At 55.0% G+C, this 26,882-nt stretch carries 23 protein-coding genes; 8 read left to right on the top strand and 15 right to left on the bottom strand.

Features of this window, described 5'->3' with window-relative positions:
* Positions 1 to 328: 328 nt before the first annotated feature.
* Both L0666_RS15095 and L0666_RS15110 read right to left on the bottom strand, forming a co-directional pair.
* A complete protein-coding gene (locus L0666_RS15095; RefSeq protein WP_235262231.1) occupies positions 329 to 1,495 on the bottom strand; it encodes a Hint domain-containing protein in 1,167 nt (388 codons plus the stop codon).
* 286 nt (positions 1,496 to 1,781) lie between these two features.
* Complete coding sequence (locus tag L0666_RS15110) at positions 1,782 to 7,742, bottom strand: cadherin-like domain-containing protein (RefSeq protein ID WP_272492192.1); 5,961 nt, start codon at positions 7,740 to 7,742, stop codon at positions 1,782 to 1,784.
* A gap of 729 nt (positions 7,743 to 8,471) precedes the next feature.
* Between L0666_RS15110 and L0666_RS15115 the strand changes: the two genes are divergently transcribed.
* Positions 8,472 to 9,761, top strand: coding sequence for an acetylornithine deacetylase/succinyl-diaminopimelate desuccinylase family protein (locus L0666_RS15115; protein WP_235262232.1), 1,290 nt, complete (start codon positions 8,472 to 8,474; stop codon positions 9,759 to 9,761).
* Positions 9,762 to 9,770: 9 nt separating this feature from the next.
* Here L0666_RS15115 and L0666_RS15120 read toward each other — a convergent pair whose 3' ends face one another.
* The 3 genes from L0666_RS15120 to panB are packed head-to-tail and all read right to left on the bottom strand — an operon-like array spanning position 9,771 to position 11,862.
* Positions 9,771 to 10,172, bottom strand: a complete 402-nt coding sequence (locus tag L0666_RS15120) for a hypothetical protein (protein WP_235262233.1) — start codon at positions 10,170 to 10,172, stop codon at positions 9,771 to 9,773.
* 23 nt (positions 10,173 to 10,195) lie between these two features.
* Positions 10,196 to 11,038, bottom strand: coding sequence for a pantoate--beta-alanine ligase (gene panC / locus L0666_RS15125; protein ID WP_235262234.1), 843 nt, complete (start codon positions 11,036 to 11,038; stop codon positions 10,196 to 10,198).
* Positions 11,035 to 11,862 carry a 3-methyl-2-oxobutanoate hydroxymethyltransferase gene (panB, locus tag L0666_RS15130; protein WP_235262235.1) on the bottom strand — a complete coding sequence of 276 codons (828 nt, stop codon included), beginning with the start codon at positions 11,860 to 11,862 and terminating at the stop codon, positions 11,035 to 11,037. Before panB ends, panC begins: the two co-directional genes overlap by 4 nt.
* A gap of 149 nt (positions 11,863 to 12,011) precedes the next feature.
* Between panB and L0666_RS15135 the strand changes: the two genes are divergently transcribed.
* On the top strand, positions 12,012 to 13,016 hold the full coding sequence (locus L0666_RS15135) for a P1 family peptidase (protein ID WP_235262236.1): 1,005 nt from the start codon (positions 12,012 to 12,014) through the stop codon (positions 13,014 to 13,016).
* Here L0666_RS15135 and modC read toward each other — a convergent pair.
* Genes modC through modA form a run of 3 tightly spaced genes read right to left on the bottom strand, consistent with a single transcriptional unit; the run spans position 13,013 to position 15,503 of the window.
* Positions 13,013 to 14,050 (bottom strand): molybdenum ABC transporter ATP-binding protein, encoded by a 1,038-nt coding sequence (gene modC / locus L0666_RS15140; protein ID WP_235262237.1) that lies wholly within the window; start codon positions 14,048 to 14,050, stop codon positions 13,013 to 13,015. The two genes, L0666_RS15135 and modC, sit on opposite strands and share 4 nt — an antisense overlap.
* Positions 14,050 to 14,745, bottom strand: coding sequence for a molybdate ABC transporter permease subunit (gene modB / locus L0666_RS15145; protein ID WP_235262238.1), 696 nt, complete (start codon positions 14,743 to 14,745; stop codon positions 14,050 to 14,052). Before modB ends, modC begins: the two co-directional genes overlap by 1 nt.
* Positions 14,742 to 15,503, bottom strand: coding sequence for a molybdate ABC transporter substrate-binding protein (gene modA / locus L0666_RS15150; protein WP_235262239.1), 762 nt, complete (start codon positions 15,501 to 15,503; stop codon positions 14,742 to 14,744). The genes modB and modA overlap by 4 nt, the downstream gene beginning before the upstream one ends.
* A 76-nt stretch (positions 15,504 to 15,579) precedes the next feature.
* On the opposite strand from modA, the gene L0666_RS15155 reads away from it, so the two are divergent.
* Together L0666_RS15155 and L0666_RS15160 are read left to right on the top strand one after the other, a co-directional pair.
* Positions 15,580 to 16,041: an NUDIX hydrolase gene (locus tag L0666_RS15155; RefSeq protein WP_235262240.1), complete on the top strand. Its 462-nt coding sequence runs from the start codon at positions 15,580 to 15,582 to the stop codon at positions 16,039 to 16,041.
* A gap of 59 nt (positions 16,042 to 16,100) precedes the next feature.
* Positions 16,101 to 16,517, top strand: a complete 417-nt coding sequence (locus L0666_RS15160) for a DUF1178 family protein (protein ID WP_235262241.1) — start codon at positions 16,101 to 16,103, stop codon at positions 16,515 to 16,517.
* Positions 16,518 to 16,528: 11 nt separating this feature from the next.
* On the opposite strand, the gene L0666_RS15165 is transcribed toward L0666_RS15160, so the two are convergent.
* Genes L0666_RS15165 through L0666_RS15175 form a run of 3 tightly spaced genes read right to left on the bottom strand, consistent with a single transcriptional unit; the run spans position 16,529 to position 18,628 of the window.
* Complete coding sequence (locus tag L0666_RS15165; protein WP_235262242.1) at positions 16,529 to 17,071, bottom strand: adenine phosphoribosyltransferase; 543 nt, start codon at positions 17,069 to 17,071, stop codon at positions 16,529 to 16,531.
* A 19-nt stretch (positions 17,072 to 17,090) separates the two neighbouring features.
* Positions 17,091 to 17,762 (bottom strand): DUF2927 domain-containing protein, encoded by a 672-nt coding sequence (locus L0666_RS15170; protein WP_235262243.1) that lies wholly within the window; start codon positions 17,760 to 17,762, stop codon positions 17,091 to 17,093.
* On the bottom strand, positions 17,759 to 18,628 hold the full coding sequence (locus tag L0666_RS15175) for an S-methyl-5'-thioadenosine phosphorylase (protein WP_235262244.1): 870 nt from the start codon (positions 18,626 to 18,628) through the stop codon (positions 17,759 to 17,761). The genes L0666_RS15170 and L0666_RS15175 overlap by 4 nt, the downstream gene beginning before the upstream one ends.
* A 166-nt stretch (positions 18,629 to 18,794) precedes the next feature.
* Here L0666_RS15175 and L0666_RS15180 point away from each other — a divergent pair, with 166 nt between their 5' ends.
* Entirely contained in the window at positions 18,795 to 20,420 is a 1,626-nt protein-coding gene (locus tag L0666_RS15180) for a SulP family inorganic anion transporter (protein ID WP_235262245.1), read from the top strand.
* A gap of 80 nt (positions 20,421 to 20,500) precedes the next feature.
* Complete coding sequence (locus L0666_RS15185; RefSeq protein ID WP_235262246.1) at positions 20,501 to 20,752, top strand: peptidase; 252 nt, start codon at positions 20,501 to 20,503, stop codon at positions 20,750 to 20,752.
* 3 nt (positions 20,753 to 20,755) lie between these two features.
* On the opposite strand, the gene L0666_RS15190 is transcribed toward L0666_RS15185, so the two are convergent.
* Complete coding sequence (locus L0666_RS15190) at positions 20,756 to 21,361, bottom strand: flavin reductase family protein (protein WP_235262247.1); 606 nt, start codon at positions 21,359 to 21,361, stop codon at positions 20,756 to 20,758.
* A gap of 81 nt (positions 21,362 to 21,442) precedes the next feature.
* Between L0666_RS15190 and L0666_RS15195 the strand changes: the two genes are divergently transcribed.
* Together L0666_RS15195 and L0666_RS15200 are read left to right on the top strand one after the other, a co-directional pair.
* Positions 21,443 to 21,925, top strand: coding sequence for a GNAT family N-acetyltransferase (locus L0666_RS15195; RefSeq protein WP_235262248.1), 483 nt, complete (start codon positions 21,443 to 21,445; stop codon positions 21,923 to 21,925).
* Positions 21,926 to 21,959: 34 nt separating this feature from the next.
* Positions 21,960 to 22,769 (top strand): EcsC family protein, encoded by an 810-nt coding sequence (locus L0666_RS15200; protein WP_235262249.1) that lies wholly within the window; start codon positions 21,960 to 21,962, stop codon positions 22,767 to 22,769.
* Positions 22,770 to 22,778: 9 nt separating this feature from the next.
* Here L0666_RS15200 and ptsP read toward each other — a convergent pair whose 3' ends face one another.
* From ptsP to L0666_RS15215, 3 genes are all read right to left on the bottom strand, one after another.
* Entirely contained in the window at positions 22,779 to 25,019 is a 2,241-nt protein-coding gene (ptsP, locus tag L0666_RS15205; RefSeq protein WP_235262250.1) for a phosphoenolpyruvate--protein phosphotransferase, read from the bottom strand.
* A gap of 146 nt (positions 25,020 to 25,165) precedes the next feature.
* Entirely contained in the window at positions 25,166 to 25,609 is a 444-nt protein-coding gene (locus L0666_RS15210) for a GNAT family N-acetyltransferase (protein ID WP_235262251.1), read from the bottom strand.
* The gene (locus tag L0666_RS15215) at positions 25,606 to 26,844 is read right to left on the bottom strand and encodes an aspartate kinase (protein ID WP_235262252.1); all 1,239 of its coding nucleotides are present in this window, start codon (positions 26,842 to 26,844) and stop codon (positions 25,606 to 25,608) included. Before L0666_RS15215 ends, L0666_RS15210 begins: the two co-directional genes overlap by 4 nt.
* Positions 26,845 to 26,882: the final 38 nt, after the last annotated feature.

Below are 26,882 nucleotides of genomic sequence, written 5' to 3' on the forward strand. Positions count from 1 at the left end.
GCGCCGCTTGCTGCGTTGCTGATGAAGGGGGTTCTACGGTCAGTCACCCAAACCCGCAACCCCTTTTTTAAAGAAAAGCGCATGTAATGATGAACTTTCTTTTGGAGCCTTATTTTTAAGGTTCTATCTTCAAAACAATAGCCTCTAAGCCCTGCTCCCTGCCCTCTTGAGCGCGGTTTCGAGGTCTCTAAAGCCCGTTTTTCTCTGTTCTTGTGAATGGACGCGGGGAATCTCTCCTCATTCGCGACTCGTTTGCATCCTTTGATGGATTCGCGGTGCCGATTCTGGGGCGATATTCCCTCAAAGCGAAGGAGCTGGCGCCATACGCTTATCCCACCAAGAGTTTGGCTTCGTGTTTTTTCAGGACTTTACGCGCTGCGGACCATTCTTTCGGAGTACCGGACTGGTCCAGTTCAGGGAACAAAGCAAAGATCTCTTTGCGCTGCGCATCGCCTACACCACTCAATGAGTGATCGCTGGGCTGGAAGCTTTCGCTCCATGCGCCGTTGGAGAAGATCACTTCGTGGCGGTCAAACAGTAGGTGAATGTAGGTAATCTCAGAAGCATGGCCACGCTCGATACCCGGCATGCCAATCAAATGCTTGGCTGCGGACAAGACTTCGGTTTCTTCAAAGTACAGGGCTTCACGTTGGCCGGACATCAAGAGACGGTGGTTTGGAGACAACATCAAATCGCGTTCTGGCAGGCCATCGCCCAACGATCCGGCGCGCACCATGACTGGTTGCAAATCTGGTGAAATGGCCAGGTCTAGTGGGCCAAGGTCCCGCTTACCGGCCCAACGCAATTCTTGAATGCCGTTGTCACGCGTAAAGACCTTGTCGCCTTCTCGAAGGGTTTCAACCGCGCGTTCACCTTGTGGTGTGGCGATCACCGTACCCGGTGTGAAACAGATGATACTTTCGATATTCGAATAGGTGAGGCGACCTAGTTCCTGGCCATTCGGCGCGGTCTTAATCAGAATGCGGCCGTCTTCACCATCGATGCTTTGGTTTTCATAGATGATCTGTAGGTCAGGGTATTCGTGATACAGCGCGGTGAGATTGATGACATCGTTATCGGTATCGTCGGTGTCTTCACCGCCATCGATCTTCATTCCGTTGAAGTTTGACACTGCCAAAATGTTGAATAAGTCGTCGCCTGTTCCGCCGTAGGCAATATCGCCATTCCCGCTCAGCGAAATGGTGTCATTCCCGGCCCCACCATAGACCGTATCCTGACCAAGGTTCTGCGTCCCTTCGTCATCAAGAATGACGTCATCGCCGTCACCGCCAAAAAGAGTGTCCTGACCAGAACCACCTTCGATTGAATCGTTGCCGTCGCCACCTTCAACCGTGTCGTTCCCATCTCCCCCGTAAAGCGTGTCGTTACCACCTTCTCCGGAGAGGCTATCCTGACCGTTCAAGCCCGCAATTACATCATCGTCGGACCCGCCTACCAGCGTATCACCGTTCGATGTTCCTGTAAGTGTGGCCACAATAGAATCCCCTAGAATGATCAGCGCTTCAAAGGCACGCCCTCATCTTGTCGGAATCCAATATAGCTATCCTGAATGCGCATATTAGGGGAAATACCGCTGCATAATCACCGAACCTTTTTCCAGACGGAATCCGAAAAACCGGCGTTATTGTTTCCGTTTCGAAGGCAATCATCAGAAAACTTAAGTATTATACGCAAAAAAGGGCCAGAGCGTGCAACCACACCCCGACCCTTTTTCATCTTCACTCAGCCGATCAACGCCGCCCGAGCGAAGCTGCTCGTTTTTACTTAACCAAAAGCTTGGCTTCGTGCTTCTTCAGTGCGCGACGTGCGGACTGGTAACCTTCCAAGCCCTGCTTTTCTTGAAGCTCAGGGAAGAGCTCAAAGATTTCGTTGCGCTGGCTGTTGCCGATACCCTTGAGTGAGTAATCGCCAGGCTGGAAGCTTTCGGTCCATGCGCCATTCGACAAGACCACTTCGTGGCGGTCGAACATGAAGTGAATGTAGGCTGTGCCCATCACATCAACGGCATGGATGCCTTCAGAGCCAACAAGGTGCTTGGCTGCGGCCAGAACTTCACGCTCTTCAAAATAGAGCTGTGTTTTGTCTGATGCGACCAGCATCCGGTGGTTTGGAGACACCAACATGTCACGCTCTGGCAGGCCGTTCCCGAGGGAACCAGCACGTACCAAGATTGGCTTGAGGTGCGGATTAGCGACAAGCGCCTTACCGGACATCTCTTTGCGGCCAACCCAACGGATCTCTTGGATGCCGTTGTCACGTGTTATGATGCGATCACCTTCACGAAGCTCTTCGACCAGACGCTCGCCTTTTGGTGTGGCGATCGTTGTACCTGGTGTGAAGCAAGGTACGACGTTTTCGATTTCCGAGAAGGTCATTGTGGAACCGTCAAGGAAGGTCACTTCGCCTGCCTCTGGGTCGCCGTCAACGTATGTGATGAAGTCAACGTTGGACCCTGTGAGGTCTAGAACATCGACATCACTATTGTCAGCGTCTTCGCCACCGACAACCACGTCACCGCCGTTACCGCCGAGGAACAGGTCAGACCCCTGTCCACCGGAAAGATCGTCTACACCAGTGCCGCCAGTGATTACATCGTCGCCGTCACCACCTTCGATAACATCGTCGTTGGCACCGCCGTCAAGCGTGTCGTTGCCTTCGCCGCCGAACAATGTGTCATCGTCGATTTCGCCGTCGATGACATCGTCGCCCGCATCACCGTAAAGAACGTCGCTGTCGTCAGCACCAAAGATCGTGTCGTTGCCAGCTCCACCGTAAACGAGGTCGTCACCGTTATCGGGCTCTGGATCGCCAAGATCATCGTCGATCTGCTCAGGGAAACCATAGAGGTCAGTTCCAGGTGCGATACCAGCATAGACAGTGTCGTTGCCGTCGCCGCCATAGATCTCGTCGGAGCCTTCGCCACCGATAATGGTGTCGTTACCTTCGTCGCCATAGATTTCGTCAGCGTCGATACCGCCGTCGATTACATCATGACCTTCGCCACCTTCGATGTAATCGGCGTCATCGCCTGTGGTGATCGTGTCGTTGCCGGCACCACCGTACACAGTGTCGAGATCGTCAGTCGGAGAGCTTCCTGGGTAGTCGCCATCCGCGGGGATGATGTCACCAAAGCTGAGGTCTGGCAGAGGCACTTGGTCGTTGGATGTGTCGATGATGTCGTTGCCGTCACCACCTTCAACGATGTCGTTACCTTCAGCTGTGCTGATTGTATCGTCACCACGGCCACCATCTACAGAGTCATCGCCAGATGCGCCCCACAGATCATCATCACCAATCCCACCAATGATTGTGTCATCGCCGGAGCCACCTTCGATTTTGTCGTCGTCGGAGCCGCCATCAAGAACGTCATCACCAGCACCACCGAACAGCATGTCGGCATTGTTGCCGCCGTCGATCGTATCGTTGCCAGTGCCGCCGCTCAAAATGTCGTCGCCGCCGCCGCCGTCGATGCTATCATTGCCAGCGCCGCCTTCGACGGTGTCATTATTGGCACCTGCCCAGAGGTCATCGTTACCAGAGCCACCGTAGAGTTCGTCGTCCCCGCCGGACCCTTCGAGTTTGTCATCACCGGCTTCGCCATAAAGCGTGTCGTTGCCGGCGCCACTAAAGACCATGTCGTTGCCTTCGCCACCGAAAACAGTGTCGTCGCCTTCGCCAGAGTAGACCACGTCGTTGCCGCCATAGGCTTCGATCAGATCGTCGTTTGGTCCGTGACCTGGAATGAGCGCATCGTCATTGTCGACGATGTCGCCTTCAGGGTCGCCCAAGTAGTCGCCGTCGATCAGATCGTCGCCGTCAGTGCCCTCAACTGTGCCGTCAAGAATACCCGCTTCGACAGTGATCTTGTGAACTGCGCTGTCTGACAGACCTTCTTCGTCTTCGATGGTGTAGGAGATTGTTGCCTCACCGATGAAGCCTATTGCAGGCGTGAAGGTAACTGTGCCGTCACCGTTGTCGACCAATGTACCCTGCTCAGCCGGAACCGTTGCAGATGTCACTGTCAGGTCGTCGCCGTCCACGTCAAAGTCATTGGCCAGCAGATCAACTGTGATCGCTGTGTCTTCGTCCGTGCCGTCGGCATCATCAACTGCTTCTGGTGCATCGTTCACAGGTGTCACTGTGATCGTATGCAGCGCTGTGTCTTCACCGCCGTTGCCGTCGCTGATCGTATATTCGATCACAGCTTCGCCGTTCCAGTTTTCAGCTGGTGTGAAGGTTACAGTGCCGTCGCCGTTGTCGACAATCTCGCCTTCGCCGGAAACCAGCGTCGCGGAGATCACTTCAAGATCATCGCCTTCTGGATCGCTGTCGTTGGCAAGCAGATCAACTGTGACAGGTGTGTCTTCGTCAGTTGTGTCTGCAGCGTCAACTGCGTCTGGACCATCGTTCACGGCGTTAACAGTAACAGTGTGAACCGCGCTATCTGTCAGGCCTTCTTCGTCTTCGATGGTGTAGGAGATTGTCGCCTCACCGTTGAAGTCCGCAGCTGGTGTGAAGGTAACTGTACCGTCGCCATTGTCGACCAATGTACCCTGCTCAGCCGGAACCGTTGCAGATGTCACTGTCAGGTCGTCGCCGTCCACGTCAAAGTCATTGGCCAGCAGATCAACTGTGATCGCTGTGTCTTCGTCCGTGCCGTCGGCATCATCAACTGCTTCTGGTGCATCGTTCACAGGTGTCACTGTGATCGTATGCAGCGCTGTGTCTTCACCGCCGTTGCCGTCGCTGATCGTATATTCGATCACAGCTTCGCCGTTCCAGTTTTCAGCTGGTGTGAAGGTTACAGTGCCGTCGCCGTTGTCGACAATCTCGCCTTCGCCGGAAACCAGCGTCGCGGAGATCACTTCAAGATCATCGCCTTCTGGATCGCTGTCGTTGGCAAGCAGATCAACTGTGACAGGTGTGTCTTCGTCAGTTGTGTCTGCAGCGTCAACTGCGTCTGGACCATCGTTCACTGCATTCACGGTGACGGTTACAGTTGCGGTGTCTGTGCCGCCATTGCCGTCGTCGATTGTGTACGTGATCGTTGTCTCACCGTTGAAGTCATCCGCAGGTGTAAATGTAAGTGTGCCGTCAGCGTTGATCGTAACGTCACCGTCTGGGGACGTAGCATCGGTCACTGTCAGGTCATCACCATCTGGGTCGCTGTCGTTGCCAAGAACATCGATGACGACAGGTGTGTCCTCATCTGTTTCGGCAGCATCGTCTGCAGCGACTGGGCCATCGTTCACAGGGTTCACTGTGACTGTAACAGTCGCTGTGTCTGTGCCGCCGTTGCCGTCGTCGATGGTGTAAGTGATTGTTGTTTCACCGTTGAAGTTTTCATCCGGTTCGAATGTCAGCGTGCCATCTGGGTTGATGGTGACTGTGCCGTTCGGGGATGTTGCATCGGTTACTGTAAGATCGTCGCCGTCCGGATCAGAGTCGTTGCCCAGAACGTCGATGTCGACAGAACCGTCTTCGTCAACTTCTGCTGTATCGTTTACAGCGTCGGGTCCACGGTTCACTTCATCACCGATCACTTCTTCGATCTCAGTGAAAGCCAGGGTTTCGCCTGTCGGGTTACCGTCTGCGTCTACAAATACAACTGTACCGTCGATACCGTTGCCATTGCTGTCTTCCACGACATTGTCGAGGTAGTAAGGGCCTTGGCCTGTCAGGTCCAACGTATCAAAGTCTGTGCCGCCGGCGCCGCCGTCAACAACCGTGTCGTCTGCGTCTGCGATCAACAGATCGTCGCCATCGCCGCCCTTAAGCATGTCAGCGCCTTCGCCGCCGTTCAGGACGTCGTCACCAGCACCACCGAACAGCATATCGTCGCCATCTTCGCCGATTAGTTCATCGTTGCCGTCTTCGCCGTACAGCCAGTCAGCACCGCCGCCACCAAGAACAGTGTCGTCGCCGTCGCCCATGAAGGCTTCGTCGTGGTCATCACCAGTTTCGGCATAATCATTGCCGTCGCCACCGTGGACCACATCAACGCCAGACCCACCATAAATTTCATCGTCGCCAGCGCCGCCGAACAAATCATCACGGCCGCCTGCGCCACCGTAGATTTTATCATCGCCTTCGCCGCCATAAATATCGTCCCAACCATCATCACCGGACAGCACGTCGTTACCGGCGTTGCCTTCGATGTAATCATGGCCGTCGCCACCAGAAATAACGTCCGCTGTGTCGCAGTCGTCTGGGTGGATGGAATATGTCAGATTGTCGATCGCACCGGATCCAGCAAGGATCACTTCGATAGAACCAACGTTAGTCAGGTCTGTTGTGATCGTCTCTTGGCCGTTGTTGCCGGTAACAACATCAACCTGCTGAAGAAGGTTGCCATTGACGTCGTAGTACTTGACCCAAGCGGCTTCTTCGATGTCGAGAAGCGTAATGGATGTTACCGTCGCTGGCGCTTCGAACGTGATGTTGAATGTGCCACCGTGTGCTTCGTCATCCGGATCAGACGCATCGCGGTCCTCAGACAAGATCAGAACATTGCCAAGGTTGTTTGTTGCAAGATCGTTGTCGCCGCCAGTCGGGTTCGCAGTGTCGAATACCATGACCGGGTTCTTTGGATCGCCAGACGTAATCGAAACGCCTTCGCCAATATACTGACCTTCGACCAAATCACCCGCGGACAGGTCGTTGAAGTCCTGCGTGCCATCGAATGACATGTTGCCGCCGATAAGTGTGTCATTGCCAGCACCACCAAGGATGCTGTCAGAACCGCCGCCGCCGTAAACGACATCATCGTCAGAGCCTGCGTTGATTACGTCGTTGCCTTTTGCACCAGACAAAAGATCGTCGCCGGAACCGCCGTAGATTTTGTCGCCACCAGTGCCGCCAGTTGCGATATCGTCGCCTGCGTCACCGTAGATGGTGTCAGAGCCGGACCCACCGAACATAACGTCATTATCGTTCATGCCCTCAAGGATGTCGTTACCGCCTTCGCCGTAAAGAACATCGTCACCGTCCTGACCGCAAAGCGTATCATGACCTGAACCGCCGTATACTTCGTCGTCGCCGTCATTCGCCATAACAAGGTCATTGCCGCCGCCCGCAAGAACGATGTCGTCCTGCGCTGCTTCGCCAGGAAGGAGAGCGTCGCTATCGTCGATCTCATCGCCATCTTCGTCTTCGTATTGGCCTACGATGATTTGATCATCGCCAGATGTGCCATCAACATAACCATCTTCGTTCTCAGCGACGTTGAATGTGATATCGCTCACGGCAACCGTGCCGGAGTAATTGCGCTCTGGACCATCATCCAAAACAATCCAGAAGGACTTGAGCGGGCCTGCAATGCAAATTTCGATGTCTTGTTCGTTGTTGTCCGCGCCCGGGCCAGGTGCGTTGGTCTGAGTACCAGTTACAGAGTTGCCATTGACGGAGTGGACGCCAGTCGCTTCGAATTGAACTTCGACAGGGTTACCGTCTGCGTCCTTGGTCATGATCGTGATCTCATCGAGAGCATCAACATCAAGAAGCGTGAATTTCACGTCTGTTACTTCTTCGGAGAATGTAATGTCTGCTGAGCTATCTTTGCAGACATCCCAGTTCTTCAGCATACCGTTTTCAACAAACCACTGGTCACCGTCGCTATTCTTGGGTGTTGCAATACTCACTCCAATAGTGCCGTCCGGACCATTGATTGTGTTGTTGCCGTCCACATCGGTATTGGACCAGTCAATTGTATAATCAGACATCGTCGTTCCTATCTTACCCTTCGAAACAGCCAATCGGCCGCTCCTTTGATGACGCGTATCTGTAGGATGGGATATTCCGGCCACAAACCAACAAACACACTGACCGCAAAAGCGATCACACTCTCATCCGCACATAGAAAGGGATAGACCCGTTTCCGCAGACACCACTCATTCACCAAGACCGAAATCTTGATCCGACAACCCCAGTTAGCCGGCATGTCCCCCAGTAGGACCCCTTCTCAATACAGGCAGAAATGAGGCAGAAAAAGCGAAAAATGTCAGAAAGAGGGTGCCCTTTTGGACAGGTGTTTACGCATGGGTAAAGATCGGGCAAAATTGACGCTACGTAATGGAAACATTCTGTCCTAATAAACAAAACAATACTGCGTTATTTCAGCCATATTCATCCAATTTTCAGCTAATTATAGCAGTATGGATAAATTAACCCCACTTGGGGAACAATTAACCTACGGGGAAAAACAAAGCGTTTCACTCACTCTAAGGCGTATTATTCTCCATTCAAGCTCATATCACTGTTCGCAATTGCGTAGTAATTACTTCAGAGACCCTCATTTGTTGCCAAAATTGCGACAATCCTAAGATTCGTGAAAAACACAGATACAACCCAAGGTTTTCTCCACCGATCAGGCCTCCACTCTAGGGGATTCCAGACAAGGCCTTTCAACCTGCCCTCTTGCGGGTTTGTATAAGTGAACAGATAGTCGCGTCATGACCAATCTTGAGCCTCTACTCTCCCGTATCGCCGGAAAACGCGACGACCTGATTGCCCTGACGCAAGATCTAATTCGCATTCCTACCCTGAATCCGCCCGGCGAAAACTACCGCGAAATCTGCGATTTTTTGGACCGAAGATTAAGACGCTCGAAGTTCACAACGGAATTGGTGAGGGCACATGGCACCCCCGGTGACAGCGAAAAATATCCCCGTTGGAATATCATCGCGCGCCGCGAAGGAACACGCACTGGGGACTGCATCCACTTCAACAGTCACACAGATGTGGTTGAAGTCGGGAAAGGCTGGACCCAAGACCCATTTGGTGGCGCCCTTATCGATGGCAAAATCTACGGACGTGGGGCCTGCGATATGAAGGGCGGACTGGCAGCTTCCATTATTGCAGCCGAGGCCTTCATCGAAGAATTCCCTGATTTCTCTGGGGCGATCGAGATTTCTGGCACCGCGGACGAGGAATCCGGTGGTTATGGTGGCGTCGCATACCTCGCGCAGCAGGGATATTTTAGCCCGTCCCGTGTGCAACACGTCATAATTCCAGAGCCTCTGAACAAAGACCGCGTGTGCCTCGGGCATCGCGGCGGTTGGTGGGCCGAGATCGAAACCTTTGGTGAAATCGCCCATGGCTCAATGCCATTCCTAGGCGATTGTGCCGTGCGCCACATGGGAGCCGTGTTGGAAAAGTTCGAAACAGACCTGTTTCCCGCAATGGCCACACGGCGCACGGATATGCCTGTCGTGCCAGAAGGCGCCCGCCAATCTACCATGAACATCAATTCCATTCATGGCGGCCAAAACGAACAAGCTGACGATTTCACAGGTCTGCCTGCCCATTGCGTGCCGGATTCTTGCCGTATCGTTATTGACCGACGTTTCCTTGATGAAGAGCCGCTAGACCAAGTCCGCGCCGAAGTGACGAATATTTTGAACGACCTCAAATCCAGTCGCTCGAAGTTCGAGTATAAGCTGACCGAACTCAACCACGTGCTGCCCTCGATGACGGACCGCGATGCGCCGATTGCCACGACTCTCGCGACACAGATCGAAAAGGTACTTGGCGCGCCCGCACAGTTTATCGCCTCCCCCGGTACGTACGATCAAAAGCACATCGACAGAATCGGCAAGCTAAAGAACTGCGTTGCGTATGGCCCTGGCATTCTCGAACTGGCACACAAACCTGACGAATACATTGGCGTGGATGACATGATGGACAGCGTAGAAGTTATGGCCCGCAGCCTCGTGCAGATTCTTCTAGATAGCGACACCTAGAAACCCCAATCAATCGGCCTTCCCACGTCTCGAAATCCAACGAGACAGCGCCAGAATTCGCATCGCGACAATCACAAATATCAATACGTCCACAATGAACCCAAGGGTCGGCACAACCAGTGGAGCATAAAGAAAGACTGCTTCCGATTGAATTTGCGTCAAATTGCTGAACGCTGAGAAATGCCACAAAAAGCTCTGCGAGGTGTACAACAGCGTCACGATCAAGCTGTCGCGCCACGTGGCAAAGAGCATTGACCAGTTGTCCTCTTGCGACTCGTCTTTACCACCGGGCACGTAATTAGCGAGGCCAACAAGTGCGACAGAGAATGCCAGAAACATCGCAACAAGCCCGACCCAATACATAGTTTGGTTGAAACCCTGCGAGGACGTCAGATCAAAAATGTGCCCCATCAAAAAACCTTACATGAACCGGATTAAACCGCGATGTTATCAATCAATCTCACACCGGCCAGCCATGCCGCAGCAAACAGGCGCGCATCCGGCTTCATGCTGTCCAGCAAGGAAAGGTCCGCCCCATCGCGCAGTTCAAGGTAGTCCACCTCATTAAACCCAGCCGCCAATAGGCGCGCTGTCGCGTCCGGAACAATCTCTGACATTGTCTTTCCGTCGTTAAGCGACGCCGCGACATCGTCCATAACCTCAGCCAGAAGTGGCGCTTTGATCCGGCTGCGGTCCGACAACAACAGGTTGCGCGATGACATCGCCAGCCCGTCTTCTTCGCGGATCGTAGGGCAACCGACGACCTCAATCGGGATATCTAGATCAGCGGCCAGTCGTGTAACGACCTGAAGCTGCTGATAATCTTTCTCTCCAAAAAACGCTTTGTCTGCCTGCGTCTGTAGGAACAACTTGCTCACCACGGTCGCAACGCCATCAAAATGTCCGGGGCGTGCAGCACCGCACAACATATCCGTCAGCCCGCTGACTGATACATTTGTCGCAAACCCATCCGGATAAATCTGGTCCGCGTCTGGAACGTAAATTGCATCGACTTCAAAAGACGCCAATTTTTTGGCGTCGTCATGTTCGGTGCGTGGATAGTTTTCCAAATCTTCGGGATTGTTGAACTGTTTGGGGTTCACAAAAATTGTAACGATCACTCTGTCACAGTGATCCTTTGCGGCCCGTACAAGCGACAAATGCCCCTGATGCAGCGCTCCCATTGTCGGCACTACTCCGATTGCTTCGCCCGCCTTGCGCCACCCCGCCGTCATTTGGCGAAGTTCGGCGAGCGTCCTAACTATAGGAGCGGTCATTTGCTTGGGACCTCGTCAGCAAAAGTGTGTTCTTCCGCCGGGAAACTGCGCGCCCGCACCTCAGCCGCATAGGCGGCGATGGCCGCTTCGCCGTCATCACCCAGATGCGCATAGCGCTTTACGAACTTGGCCTTAAAGGCCGTGAACAGTCCTAGCATGTCATCGACCACCAGAATTTGACCGTCACATCCAGCACTCGCCCCGATACCGATAGTCGGAATGGCGATTTGCGCAGTGACTTCGTCAGCCAGCCCAGCCGGTACCTTTTCAAGCACCACTGCAAAAGCCCCTGCATCTGTCACAGCCTGCGCGTCATCCATAAGGACAGACCGCGCATCGCCGCGACCTTGCACCTTATATCCGCCCAAAGTGTTGATCGACTGAGGCGTCAGCCCCACATGCGCCATAACAGGAATCCCTCGCGACACGAGAAACGCAATCGTTTCAGCCATGGCAACGCCACCTTCCAGCTTAACAGCGCCCGCGCCTGTTTCGGCCATCAGTGTCGCGGCATTTGCAAAGGCCTGTTCGGGGCTTTCTTCATAGCTGCCAAACGGCATGTCGATGACCATCATCGCTGTCTTTAGACCGCGGAACACGGCTTTCCCGTGCATGATCATCATTTCCATCGTTACGCCCAGCGTCGATGGCAGACCATGGAGCACCATACCAACACTGTCGCCGACCAAGACGAAATCGCAATGTTCGTCCATCATTTCTGCCATGGGCGTCGTGTAGGCGGTCAAGCTGACCAGCGGAGTGCCCCCTTTGGCTGCGCGGATATCATCCGCCATTGGCGCGCGTTTCTTGGCTGTAGCACTCATATCAAGTCTCCGTCGTCTCTCTTTAAGACGTCGTATCAGCCACACGCAGGCCTTTCCACTGCGAAAGATAATTTCGCCGCCACGGCATCTGGCGGTTATCGGTATTCCAAGGCACAGTTGAGAAAGTCATCACAGCAAACGGCAAAGCCATGACATATGCACCCGGACTTCGAAACCTGATTACGGATATCGCAAACCTACGGGTGGGCAACGCGCAAGACCACCACCTGAAATCCGGCAGCACAGTTTTGGTTGCGGACAAGCCTTTCACAGCATCCGTTCATGTCATGGGCGGCGCGCCGGGAACACGCGAAACGGACCTTCTTGCGCCTGACAAAACCGTGCAGCAAGTTGATGCTTTGGTTCTGTCTGGAGGATCGGCTTTTGGGTTAGATGCCTGTAGCGGCGTGGCCGCTGGATTGCGTGACAAAGGGCGCGGTTTTGCTGTCGGCGATGTGACCGTCCCCATCGTTCCCGGTGCCATTGTGTTCGACCTGATAAACGGCGGCGACAAGGACTGGGATGCGAACCCCTACGCTGCCCTTGGGCGTGCGGCATTTGATACTGCGGCTGATGATTTCGCGATCGGAAGTCATGGCGCGGGCACAGGCGCAATGGCGGCACGGCAAATGGGCGGGCTCGGGTCTGCCTCCGTTGTTTTGCCGGACGGAACCACCGTTGGCGCTTTGGTCGTGGTGAATTCAATGGGTAGCGTTACAACATCAGGGGACCGCTATTTCTGGGCGGCGCCGTTTGAAATAGATCGTGAGTTCGGGGGCCTCGGCCCCGATCCCGCCGTTGGCTACACATGCCCCGACCCGAGCCTCAAGGAACAGGCCATGGGGCTCCACGCGGCGCGGGGTGCCAATACTACCATCGCGATTGTCGCCACGGATGCACCGCTCAGCAAAGTTCAGTGTCACCGGCTGGCGGTCACAGCACATGACGGAATGGCGCGCGCGATCGTACCGTCGCATACCCCACTTGATGGAGATTTGGTGTTTGGTGTGTCCACAAATGAGGACACGCCCGTCGACGTTTCAACCTTCGCCGCAATCGGCGCCGCCGGTGCAACATGTCTTAGCAGAGCGATTGCGCGCGCCGTTTATGAAGCAACCCCTACAAAGACCGATCTTATCCCGACGTACCGCTAACCAACATCGGTTGAGGCAATCGCCGTCGCTTTTAAGATCGCAAAAATACGATCCCCCTTTTGCAGCGCCATGCCGTCGCACGACCGCTTCGTTACCCGCGCCAAAAGTCTTGAATCACCCGCCTGCAATGCCACAGCAACGCCAGGCCCGCCGCCCCGTTCAAGCGCTGCAATCGTGACCGGCAGAACATTCAACGCGCTCAGCCCTTCAGGCTGCGTGCGCGACAGAATGATGTCTTGCGCAGGAACGCGCACGCGCACGGTTCCGCCCGCACGGCCAACAGCGCCGGGCACCCAAACGGCCCCTGCGCCCGTTTCAATTTTAGTAAGACCGTCATCCGCATGCCCAACGACACGCCCCGTCAAAACCGCGCCCGCATCGCGCACACCAAGAAAGGGCACAGCGGCTGGATCAGACAACACATCTTCCATGTCACCCGACAGGACCACCTGACCTTTATTTAGCACAACTATATTACGTGCGAGCCGTGCAACCTCTCCCATGTCGTGACTGACGTATAGGATCGGGATCGATGTCTGATCGCGCAGCGCTTCTATATAGGGGAGCACTTCGGCCTTTCGTGGGGCATCAAGGGCGGACAGTGGTTCGTCCATCAACAAGAGTTCCGGTGCCGACATTAGAGCACGGCCAAGGGCAACGCGCTGACGTTCACCACCCGACAGGGTCGCCGGAGAACGGTCCAACAGGGCTGACAGTCCAAGCACCGCAATGACGGCTTCTTCGTCATGGGAACCACCGTAACGCAGGTTTTTTTGCACCGTCATATGCGGGAAAAGTCGTGCATCTTGAAAGACATATCCAACCTTCCTCATGCAAGGCCTTAAGTGGGTTAATTCAACGCCGGACAAGGTTACCTGTGCTCGTTCACAAGGCAAAAGCCCCGCGACCGCTCGAATGACGCTCGTTTTGCCAGATCCTGACGGACCGAAAATCGCCGTGATACCCGCAGGCGCATCAAAGGCCACGTCTAGGGTAAAGCCATCGAATGTTTTGGCTATATCAACTGACAGCATCAGCGCGCCCTCGCCTTTGAGACCCGCTGCGCGAGGACCTCACTTATGATCAATGCGACCGCCGCGATTAAGATCGACACGATGGCCAACCGTAGCGCAAGGGGTTCACCGCCCGGAACATCCAGCAAGGTATCTATCGACAGGGCCAGCGTCTGCGTCTGCCCCGGTATGTTTGACACGAACGTTACCGTCGCTCCGAACTCCCCCATTCCTTTGGCAAACCCAAGCACCGCACCCGCCAATATCCCCGGCCACGCGAGCGGCAATGTCACAGTTCGCAGGACCTTAAAGCGCGATGCACCCAGCGTGCTTGCGGCTTCCTCTAGACCTGAATCGACAGCCTCTAGCGACAAACGGATGGCACGCACCATCAATGGGAACCCCATGATCGCGGCGGCCAAGGCGGCCCCAGTCCAGCGGAAGGCAAAGACCAAACCAAACAGGTTTTCAAACAGTTCCCCTAAAGGGCCAGTGCGTCCAAACCCAAGCAGCAAAAGATAACCCGTCACAACAGGGGGCATCACAAGCGGCAGGTGCACCAAGACGTTCAACGCCTGACGGCCAACAAAACGCCCACGCGCCAAGACGTATGCCACGCCAAAACCAATTGGTAAGCTGCACAACGTCGCCCAAAACGCGACTTTGAGCGACAGCCACAAAGCCGCCCATTCAGCAGGTCCGAGGAGCTCATTCATTGATCAATCACCGGTGTGAACCCCCATTCAGATAGTATCCCTTGGCCGACATCGCCTCGAACATACTCGAAAAACTGCGCACCGTGATCGGTAACATACCCGCCAGAAAAGACGATGGAGGGATGGGTTTCTTCAGCAAAGCAGTACACTTTTCGCAGATCAGGGATCGCCACAAGGTCGCTCGCATAGCCTATGCCGAATGCCGCCTCGCCGCTTGTCACGAACCGCAACGCAGCACGAACGTTGTTGGCCTGAACAATACGCGATTCCAAAGTGTCCCACAGCCCAAGGGAAGCCAACGCCGCCTTGCCATAGCGTCCAGCGGGAACAGCATCGACCTGCGCCATTGCAATGTAGCCATCGGACAGAATGTCGGGAATGCTGTTGGGATCATCAATTGTGTGACCATCCAGTGCAACCATCACAAGGCTGTTGCGCGCGAACGCAGCAACCTGTTCAACCCCACCCTCATCAACCAACCAGTCAGCCCAATCCACATCTGCCAGCAAAACCACATCCGCAGGCGCACCTTGCACCACTTGCCGCGCTAGGGTCGACGAGGCCGCAAACACCAATGTGACGTTGTCGCCCGTTTCAGCCTCATAGGTTTCAGCTAGGCCCGAGACCGCGTCGCGCAGACTCGCAGCAGCGAAAACCGTCACATCATCTGCCACCGCTGGCGACACAAGAAACACCGACAGTGCCACTGCACAGCCAAATCTTGTTGTATTCCGTCCGGTGCTTCGTTGCATTTCCATTACTATTCCGTAGGATAAGCGCTCGACGAATAGTGCACACTAACGCGCACGAAGGGCAACAGCCGGAACGACAGGCATGGGCGAAATTCAGCAACAAGAAATTGAGCTAGGCAAAGGCGCCAAGACTGAATTGCGCACGCAGTTCGCAGCGCTTTGCTATCGGATCAAGGATGGTAAGGTCCAGATTTGCTTGGTGACATCCCGCCGCACGAAACGCTGGATCGTGCCAAAAGGTTGGCCCATGAACGGTGAAACCCCGATGGATGCCGCCGCAACCGAAGCCTATGAAGAAGCAGGCGTGCGCGGCAAAGTCCATGTACGCCCTGCAGGCGTTTTCAGCTATTCCAAAACCTTTTCCAAAGATGAACTACCCTGCCTTGCGGTCGTCTATCCGCTAAAGGTGAAGAAAGTCCTGAAAACGTGGCCCGAACGCAAGGAACGCACGCGAAAATGGCTGCCTCGCAAGAAAGCCGCGGCACTTGTTGATGATCCGGAACTCTCTACGATTATCCTGAATTTCAAACCAAAAACAGCTTAGGCCGTTGCCGCGTCCTGCCCGCCGCCCTATGTCTACAGGAGAGAAAGGGCAAAAAAACTGTGATCCGCTATACATTGATATGCAACGAAGACCACCAGTTCGACAGCTGGTTTCAATCGTCCGACGGGTTTGATGCGCTCGCGGATGCGGGCCATTTGTCTTGTGCGATTTGTGGGTCCAGCGATGTTAAGCGGTCTTTGATGGCACCTAGTGTTCAGTCAAAATCAAAGGCGCCCGAGCTTAAGTCACCACAATCAGATGCGGAGACCGCCCTTACCCAAATGCGCAAAGACGTTGAAGCAAACAGCGAATACGTTGGTGAAGGTTTTGCCAAAGAAGCCCGCAAGATGCACGACGGAGACGCCCCCGAACGTGCGATCTACGGCGAGGCCAAATTGGACGAGGCCAAAAAGTTGATCGAGGATGGTGTGCCCGTAGCCCCTCTACCGTTTATGCCCAAACGCAAAGCCAACTAGCCCCAATCGGCCTAATCACCCTCAAATTCACACAAAATGTGAACTTCATGTCCCAGCTTCACAAGCTTTTCGCGCCCGCCGAGTTCTGGCAGGTCGATAACAAACGCACAGCCCACAACATCGCCGCCTAGCTTTTCCAGCAATTTAATACCGGCCTCTGCAGTGCCACCCGTCGCCAACAGATCATCCACGACCAATACCTTTGCGCCTGCTTCGATGGCGTCGTCATGCATTTCCATCACGGCCTCGCCGTATTCCAGCGAATATGCCTGTTCAATCGTTTTGCCTGGCAGTTTGCCTTTCTTTCGGATCGGAACAAACCCTTTGCCCAGCTGGTGCGCAATCGCGCCGCCCAAAATGAACCCCCGCGCCTCAAGGCCAACAACAACGTCAATGTCTTCGCCCGCGTATGGGTGCAGCAACTGATCCACCGCCATGCGAAACCCCCGTGGATTAGCAAAAAGCGTCGTTACATCACGAAACATGATCCCTTCATGCGGGAAGTCGGGGATGGTGCGGATATAGTCCTGAACGGTCTTTCGTTGCGGTTTCATTTTGGTTCCTTGTTAGCGGTTAGGGGTTGTTTGGGTAGTGACGTCGCAACGCCTCTCGGTCTTGGCGGCCAAGTTTTGCGACACTGTTACTGTCCTCGGAAAAGACCGACAACGTGTTGTAGTGCGGGTTTCGAATATCGGTCATGAGACCCATTGCTTGGCTGAGTTCTTCAATCATAACTGAACCGGCCTGCTCAATCGGAAGATCGCCAGCAAAGACGATCGCCGCTTCCGTAAGCTTAAGGTTTTCGTCCCAAAACACTTGCACCAAGGCCGCGCCAATCGGTGTTCCGTCCAACTGGGGGTATCCTGTTCCGCGAACCGCGTCACCTGCGCGGATGGGTTGCAGATAGATAACAATGTCCGCAGGCTGGGATTTCGAAACGCGTCGTACAGTAACGCCCGAGACAGCGCCGTTGATCTGCGCGACTGCAGACCCAAGGGCGCGGTCCATTTCGCGCGCAAGTTCCTCTCGATAGCCAATCGGGATCGGCGCAAATGTAACCGTAACGACACGGTTTGCCCAATGAATGATGGGCTCATTGCAGCCTTCCCCGGGTCGCGCAGCGCATGAAACCAGTCGATAAAAGTCTGTGTCGCTCAACGGGCCGTCTGTGGTTACGTATTCCTGCGCAAACACAGGGGCCGCAACCACGCCCCCCACGATCCATGCAAGAATACTGCGGATCACAGAACGCGGCCTGCAACAGCGTCCAGTTTAGCCAAGAGAGCTGAATCGCGTGCATCCGGCGCTGTCATGATTGCATATTCCAAGGCTCGGTCACATCCGCAAGGGCATGGCTCGCGTTCACCAGACAGGATTTGCGCAATCCCTGCCACCGTCGTTTTGGCCGCTGCGGAATTGGCCCCTAGCGTCGCGATAATATCGGAAATATCGACACTACCATGGTCAGGGTGCCAACTGTCATAGTCCGTGATCATCGCGATTGACGCGTAACAAAGCTCCGCCTCGCGGGCGAGTTTCGCTTCGGGCATATTGGTCATGCCGATCACGTCACAGCCCCAGACCTCACGATAAAGCTTACTTTCGGCGAGCGACGAAAATTGCGGACCTTCCATTGCCAGATAGGTGCCGCCACGGTGGACGTTCACACCAGCGGCTTTGCCCGCACTTTCACAAGCGTCACCAAGGCGCGAGCACACTGGGTGCGCCACACTGACATGCGCCACACAGCCGGTGCCAAAGAACGATTTTTCGCGCGCAAAGGTTCGGTCAATGAAGTCACTGACAATCACAAAATCTCCCGGCGCCATTTCTTCGCGAAACGAGCCGCACGCCGAGACTGAGATAACATCAGTGCAACCAAGTCGTTTCAATACGTCTATGTTGGCGCGATACGGCACAGTGCTTGGCGAATGCACGTGCCCTCGCCCGTGGCGCGGCAAAAATACCATCTCAACGCCGTGCAACGTGCCGCACAAAACATCGTCCGAAGGTGCGCCCCACGGGCTGTCTACCGACACCCAATTGGCGTCTTCCAAGCCTTCGATATCGTAAAGGCCCGATCCGCCGATGATTCCGAGTTTAGTTTGCATAAATCCCCGCCTTGTTGTCTCTCAACCCTGCCGTGCATGTCCCAACTTGTGAAGAGTTCAAATCGTCAAACGGCCCATAAAACCCTCGAATGGCATCCAAGGGGTGACAGCGCAGGCACCTTGGGCTACACGGCGGCCAAAGAACCCCAAACAATTAGGTGCTCCGTTGCGTCAGTCCATCCTCGCTAATCTTGTTGGTCGTCTTGAAGACGCCGATCTAAAGCCCTCAAGCCGCAATCTGACACCTGATCGCTTGCGCATCGAGGTGTTGTCCGGCCTGACTGTTGCTCTCGCGCTTGTGCCCGAGGCTGTTGCCTTTGCATTCGTGGCAGGTGTTGACCCGCTGGTCGGGCTATATGCGGCGTTTATCGTCGGCTTGGTTACCGCGCTGATTGGTGGTCGCCCGGGGATGATTTCCGGAGCGACCGGTGCTTTGGCCGTTGTCATGACTGCTTTTGTGGTCTTGCACGGTATAGAATATTTGTTTGCTGCGGTCGTCTTGATGGGGCTGCTTCAGCTCGTCGTCGGGTTCATGCATTGGGGAAAATTCATTCGCCTTGTGCCTCATCCGGTGATGTTGGGCTTTGTTAACGGCCTCGCGATCGTTATTTTCCTTGCCCAGCTTGGCCAGTTCCAAGTGCCCGGAACAGCACATGGCGGCAGCCACGGGATCCCAAATGGCGAATGGCTGACTGGAACGAAACTTTACCTCATGTTGGCACTGACGGCGCTGACAATGGCGATCATTTGGGTTTGGCCGAAGATCACAAACCTGATTCCAGCGCCATTGGCGGGCATTGGCATCGTTGCCATTCTAGCAATCGCGCTAGACCTCGATGTTCTATTGGTCGGTGACCTCGCGAGTATCGAAGGCGGCTTGCCACCGTTCCACATTCCGATGGTCCCTCTTACGCTTGAGACTTTGTATATTATCCTGCCCTTCTCGCTTGTTTTGGCATCCATCGGCTTGATCGAAAGCCTACTGACTTTGAACTTGGTCGGTGAAATTGTTGGCAAACGCGGCGGCGCATCCCAAGAATGTATCGCCCAAGGCGTAGCCAATACCGTCACAGGTTTCTTTGGTGGCATGGGTGGCTGTGCGATGATCGGTCAGTCGATGATCAACGTGAAATCCGGCGGTCGTACGCGCATCGCTGGTACTGTTGCGGCGTTGTTCTTGTTGGCATTCATCCTGTTTGCATCGGGCCTGATTGAGAAAATCCCGCTTTCCGCATTGGTTGGCGTGATGTTCATGGTTGTGATCGGCACCTTCGCGTGGAACTCGTTCAAGGTGATGACCAAAGTGCCGCGCATGGACGCTTTCGTCATTGTTTTGGTTACTGTTGTGACCGTGATGACAAACCTCGCGATTGCCGTTGTTGTTGGTGTTATCGTGTCTGCACTCGCCTATGCATGGTCCAACGCGCGCCGTATCCACGCGAACACCCACGTCACGCCAGAGGGCGCAAAGGTCTACAAAATCAACGGCCCGCTATTCTTTGGCTCGGCTGAAGGCTTCGTCGAGTTGTTCACAGTTAACGACGATCCAAAATCAGTCATCATCGACTTTGAAGGGTCCCGCGTCGCTGACCAATCCGCGCTGCAAGCCATCGAAGCCGTCGCTGCCAAGTACGAAGACCACGGCAAATCAATTCAACTGCGCCACTTGACCCACGATTGCCATCAGCTGTTGTCAAAGGCCGGCCACTTGGTTGTGGATAGTGACGATGACCCTGACTACGAAATCGCGGTCGATTACTCTGTAAAAACGGGCATCATCGGCGGGCATTGATCCGAACACATTGATGTTCTAAGGATATTACAGGCGCACTTACCCGGGTCCACGGGACGCCTATTCTTGGAGCAATCGGAGTGAGAAACGGTCTTATGGCCCTCGCCGCCTATGAGCGGTGGATGAAGCAATTTGCAGTGGTGTTAGGCGTTGGATCAACGCTGGCCGTTGTTCAAGGGTGGCACTTATTGGCCATGTCGCTCAGCCTGCCATTTTGCATCATCTGGTGCTATTGTGGCTGGCTGCGCACGGAACCCCAACTCAAGTGGTTAAACCTGATGTTTTCGGTCTTCTACATTTACGGGCTCGTGCGCTATTTCGTGGTGCATTAAGCGCTATTCATCAGGCCGCACGAGCTGGAAGACGTCGCGCACAACCGAGTAATCCTTATACCCACCGCGGGCCAACGGCTGGAACTGCGTCACATCAAATGCACCGTCCACCATGCAATCGTCGCGCAGATGAACGCCGACGACCTCGCCAAATACCGCGAAATTCGCGGCCCCTTCGATCTTGACGATTTGGGTCATACGGCATTCAAGAACCGCAGGTGCGCCCGCAACATGGGCGCAATTGATTGTTTGGCAAGCCGCCTTTTCGATTCCAGCGTCAACGAATTCATCGGTCTCGCGTGGCCACATGCCACTCGTACGGTTCATTGCATCGCGCATGGCATATTCAACAGTGTTGACCGCAAAGACCCCTGTTTCACGAATATTGGCGACGCTGTCTTTCGTGTCCCCGCGATCCTCTTTCACGCTGGTCGATGAAAACATCACCTGCGGAGGCTCATAAGCAACCGCATTGAAAAAAGAATACGGCGCAAGGTTGTCCGCCCCATCCGCCCCACGAGTAGAAATCCAGCCAATCGGGCGCGGTGTTACAACAGCATTGAAGGGATTGTGGGCCAAGCCGTGGCCATCTTTGGGTTGGTAAAACATCTTTGCCTCGGCCGTTTGTTACGATTTGGCAAATCAATAACTTGTTTGCATTGAAAGCAAAACACGAAGAAACCTAAGCGCATGGAACTGCGACAAGAAACAGCCGATGATTGGTGGGGCGTTGAAGCCCTCTATGACCTAACCTTTGCGCCTGGGCGCAAGGCGTTGTCGTCGTATCGTCTGCGCGATGACGTTCCACCCGTTCCCGAATTTTGCAGTGTCGTACAAGACGATGACGGAGAGATTGGCGGCGCGATCCGATGCTGGCCGATCCGCATTGAGGCCCATGATGCATTGCTGCTTGGTCCTGTGTCCGTGCACCCCACTCGGCAAGGCGAAGGCCTTGGCGGGCTCATGATCCGTGATGTCTTGGAACGCGCAGCACCAGCTGGCTGGCCGCGTGTGCTGCTGGTTGGTGACGCGCCCTATTACGAACGCTTTGGGTTTCGCCCGCTAAATGGCGTGGTGATGCCGCCTCCAACAAACCCTGATCGTATCCTCGGGTTTGGCCCATGGGCGGGTGTTCGTGGGCGTGTGCGCAAGCGGCTTGATTCGCTCGATTAATTGAAAACCGCAGTTTCATGCCCATATTAAAGGTATGACAGCTGATCCCGACACAATGAGAGACATCACCCCCCGTACCCCACCTGCCCCCTTAAACGAGGCAGAACGTGCTCGAATTAAGGCCCTCGCCGCCCGCCAACACGCGGCGTCTGGAGTGCTCATGCAAGTGGTGACGTTCCTTGGAGGACAAGTCGAAGACGGACTTAAGCTACTGCCTGATACAACCCGCACCCGTCTGGACGGAGCAGCCGTGCGCGCATTGCGGGCCAGTTATGATGCGGCTGGACGCAGTCGTGGTGGCATCGGACGCGCTGTTGCGTCTGATCGTGCGCACAAAGCTCTTGCGTCGGTTTCGGGTGCAATTGGTGGGCTTGGCGGTCTGCCGACAGCCCTTGCCGAACTCCCCATTGCAACAACAATGATTTTTCGCGCCGTGCAGCATGTTGCCGAAACGCACGGCGAAGACCCGACCGCTCCAGAAACCCGCGCCCAATGCCTGATGGTGTTTGGCAAAGGTGGCCACGGCAAAGAAGACGATGGCGTTGATACGAGTTTCATCGGCGCACGCATCGGGCTGTCAGGGGCCGCGATCAATAAACTGATCAGCAAAGTAGCACCTCAATTCGCCACGGTCCTTGGTCAAAAACTTGCAGGTCAGGCTGTGCCAATCTTGGGCGCTGCGGCGGGCGCAGGCACCAACTACACCTTTGTCAGCTATTACACCGACATCGCTCATGTTCATTTCGGGCTGCGATCCCTCGCCCGTGATTTCGGTGAGAATGAGGTCGCGGATGCTTTCCACGAAGAGCTGTCCAAACTGACGGGCCCGCTTCTAAAGGCCTGAAACCTGAGCCTATACCTGACCGCGAAGGTAATCGCTGATCGCCCCACGGGCAGATTGGTCGCCCCGTGTACGGGACGCGTCGATGATCGACTTAACCTCCCCAAGGTCAATCCGGCGAAGCATATGTTTGACCGGCCCGATTGAGGCTGGCCGCATCGACAGATTGTGTAAGCCAAGGGCTGCAAATGCGGCGGCTTCGATCGGGCGTCCCGCGTCTTCGCCACAGAAACTGACGTGCGTATTATGAGCCTTACAGCGTGCAATAAGCTGTTCAAGGAACGTCAGGAAACTCACGTTCAAAGTATCGTAGCGACGGCGAACTCGTTCATTCTCGCGGTCTGCTGCAAAGAAAAACTGCTTTAGATCGTTGCCGCCAATCGAAATGAAATCGACTTCCTCAAAGAATACATCAGGGGCAAATGCCAAGCTGGGCGTCTCAAGCATTGCGCCGATCTTGTAATCGTCGGGAACAGGATGGCCCAGACGGCGCTCCCGCGCCATCGCTTTGTCGAACTCGGCGCGTGCTGCGCGATATTCTTCCAACTGGGCAACGAAAGGGAACATCACGGACAATGGCCGCCCATTTGCCGCCCGCAACAACGCCTGAAGCTGCATCCGCAAAACGCCTGGTTTTTCAAGGCCAACTCGGATCGCACGCCAGCCCATGGCAGGGTTGGGTTCTTCGATTGCCTTCATGTAGGACAGCACTTTGTCCGACCCGATATCCAACGTGCGAAACGCTACCCGCTGGCCTTTGGCAGCATCCATGACTCGCGCATAAAGCGCTGATAACTCAGCACGTTTCGGCATTTGACTGCGGATAAGAAACTGCAATTCGGTCCGAAACAATCCGACACCTTCAGCGCCCGAGCTTTCGAGCGACGGAAGGTCAGCCATCAAGCCAGCGTTCATGTGTAAAGACACGACCGTTCCGCATTTTGTCATGGCAGGAAGATCACGAATGCCAGCATAGCGCGCCTGTGCCGCGGCTTGCATCGCGATCTTGTCACCAAAAGCGGCTTTGACGGTGTCGTCGGGCCGCAAGTGGACAATGCCCTGTTCCCCATCAACGAGAATGCGATCACCATTCAAAGCTTCGGTCGTGATCCCTTTAGCGCGGATGACCAATGGAATTGCCCATGCGCGTGCAACAATTGCCGCGTGACTTCCGACTGAGCCTTCCTCAAGCACGATCCCTTTGAGCGCCTTGCCATATTCCAGCAATTCGCCGGGACCAATATTGCGGGCGACAAGAACAGGCGCGTCGGGCATGTCAGCCCCTGTCTGCGCGTTCTGCCCCGTTAGGATTCGCAGCAACCGGTTGGATAGATCATCGAGATCATGCAGACGATCGCGCAGGTAATGGTCTGCCTGCCCCATCCGCGACCGCGCCAGCGATTGCTCTTTCTCAACTGCGGCTTCCGCAGACAAGCCTTGGGCGATGTCCGCTTCCATCCGACGCATCCAACCGCGGGAGTTGGCGAACATGCGATAGGCTTCTAGTACCTGTTTTTGATCAGTATTTACTGTCGCAGTTTGGGTCAGCATATCATCCACGGAGACCCGCAGCGTATCGACGGCTTCGCGCAGACGCACGGTTTCAGCTTCTGGATCGTCGGCAATAACGTTGGTTACAACTACGCGCGGTTCATGCAGGTAGACATTGCCCCCGGCTGCCCCTTCCTGACCGACTGTTCCTCTGAATAGGACGGGTTCTTGGTGACGGGCGCGCAGGGCTGCCCCCTCGCCTACAAAAACACCAAGCTCGTTCATCTCCGCCAAAACCATCGCGACAACTTCGAGGGCGTACACCTCATCAGCGGTAAATTCTCTTGGGTCTCGGCTTTGAACAACCAAAACACCCATCGTTTCGCCGAGGCGCTGCACCGGAATACCGCAGAAGCTCGAATAACGTTCCTCGCCAGTTTCCGGCATGTAGCGGAACCCTTTGGCTGCAGGAGCATCCGCCGTGTTAACGACCATACGTGTTTTTGCAACACGCCCGACCAGACCTTCGCCTAGGCGCATTCGTGTTTGATGAACGGCCTCTTGCTCAAGGCCTTGTGTGGCGCAAAGTTCCAGCGTTTCGGCGTCGCGAAACAGGTAAATCGAACACACTTCTGCCTGCATCGAGGATGCAATCAAGCCAACGATCTCGTCCAGACGCGCTTGCCCCTCGACGCCACTCGCCATGACATCGCGCAACCGCCCAAGCAGCTTTCGGCTTTCAGATTCAAATCCTTGAGGCATTTCCACTCCCACACGCGCGACAACAACACTACCTGTGGGAGAACGCTGCCGCAATGGTCATACCATGAAGGTTTGGAGACATTTTGCAATGTGCTTAGGTGCCGCAGTATTTTGCGGCAACTATTCAACTAAAGACGCTTTTTGCGTCAAACTTTGATGTCGTAGGTCACCCAAGCTGTCTGTTCCGCGATCTTGTCGTAAAGGCCGCGCGCACGGGCGTTGTCCTCGGCTGTGATCCAGCGCACCACGCTGTGGCCGTTTTTCTGGGCTTCGCCGCGTACAGCATCAATCAATGCGCCAGCCGCACCCGTCCCACGGGCCTCGGGGGAAACAAACAGATCATCAAGGAACAGACCTGTTGCCGCAGCCAGAGGACGTGCGAAGACCCTGTAGTGGGTGATCCCAACTATCTCTCCTTCGTTGAAGACGCAAAAGCCGTTCACTTCATGGGCATGAGTGGTCAGCCATTCAAACACGCGGTCGCGCATTTCAGCGGTCTGTTCTACGCCATAAAATTCGGCATAGGCCGCATAGAGTCCGTCCCATTCCGCGTGGTGCGCGACGTCAATGGGGCGAACAATCAGGCTCATGCCACTTTTTCCAACTCAAACGCATCATGCAGCGACTGAACAGCCAGTTCCATGTATTTGCGGTCAATCAGAACGGATGTTTTGATCTCGGATGTGGTGATGACTTTGATGTTCACACCCTCGTCGCGCAATGTTGCGAACATTTTCGCCGCAACGCCCGCGTGCGAACGCATCCCGATCCCAACGATGGATACCTTGGCCACGTCAGTATCCGCGACCAGATCATGGAAATTTATCTCATCTTTAGCTTTCGCTTCTGCCATCGCTTTTTCGGCGCGGGCCACCTGATCAATCGGGCAGCTAAAAGTCATATCCGTGCGACCCTCTTCAGAGATGTTTTGCACGATCATATCGACGTTTACACCTGCTTCGGCCAAAGGACCAAAGATTGCAGCAGCGATGCCCGGGCGGTCCGCCACAGAGATCAATGTCATTTTTGCTTCGTCGCGGCTAAAGGCGACGCCTGCTACTACGTTGGATTCCATGATTTCTTCCTCCGCACAGACGAGCGTTCCGGCTTCGTCAGATTGTTCTTCAAATGATGATAGCACGCGTAGGCGCACCTTGTATCGCATAGCCAGTTCAACAGACCGCGTTTGCAAAACCTTGGCACCCAGCGACGCGAGTTCGAGCATTTCTTCAAACGCAATTTTGTCCAACTTGCGGGCCTTATCCGTGACGCGTGGATCGGTCGTATAGACCCCGTCGACGTCAGTATAGATGTCGCAACGCTCAGCATCGAATGCAGCAGCAAAGGCCACGGCGGTCGTATCGGACCCACCACGCCCAAGCGTTGTGATCCGACCTTCTGGGCTGATCCCTTGGAAACCAGCGACGACGGCAACTTTCATACCTTCGCCGAACTTGGCAGTGATGTTCTCTGTCGGGATCTCTTCGATCCGCGCATTGGCGTGGGCGCTTGTTGTCTGAACCGGCACTTGCCAGCCCTGCCAGCTGCGCGCGGGCACGTCCATTTCTTGCAACGTCAGCGCCATAAGCCCGGCCGTTACGTTTTCACCGGATGATACGATCGCATCGTATTCACGCGCATCATACAACGGCGACGTGTCGTTAACGAAACCCACAAGTTTATTGGTCTCACCGGACATCGCGGACACGATCACAATAACGTCGTACCCTTTTGCGACCTCAACACCGACCTTCTTGGCCGCGCGCCTGATCTTGTCGACTGTCGCGACGCTTGTGCCGCCGAATTTCATCACCAGAACTGGCATAGTTCACCCTTATTCCTTGTCCGCGCCCTGTTACGACG

The organism is Octadecabacter algicola, from assembly GCF_021532625.1.
Lineage (GTDB): Bacteria > Pseudomonadota > Alphaproteobacteria > Rhodobacterales > Rhodobacteraceae > Octadecabacter > Octadecabacter algicola.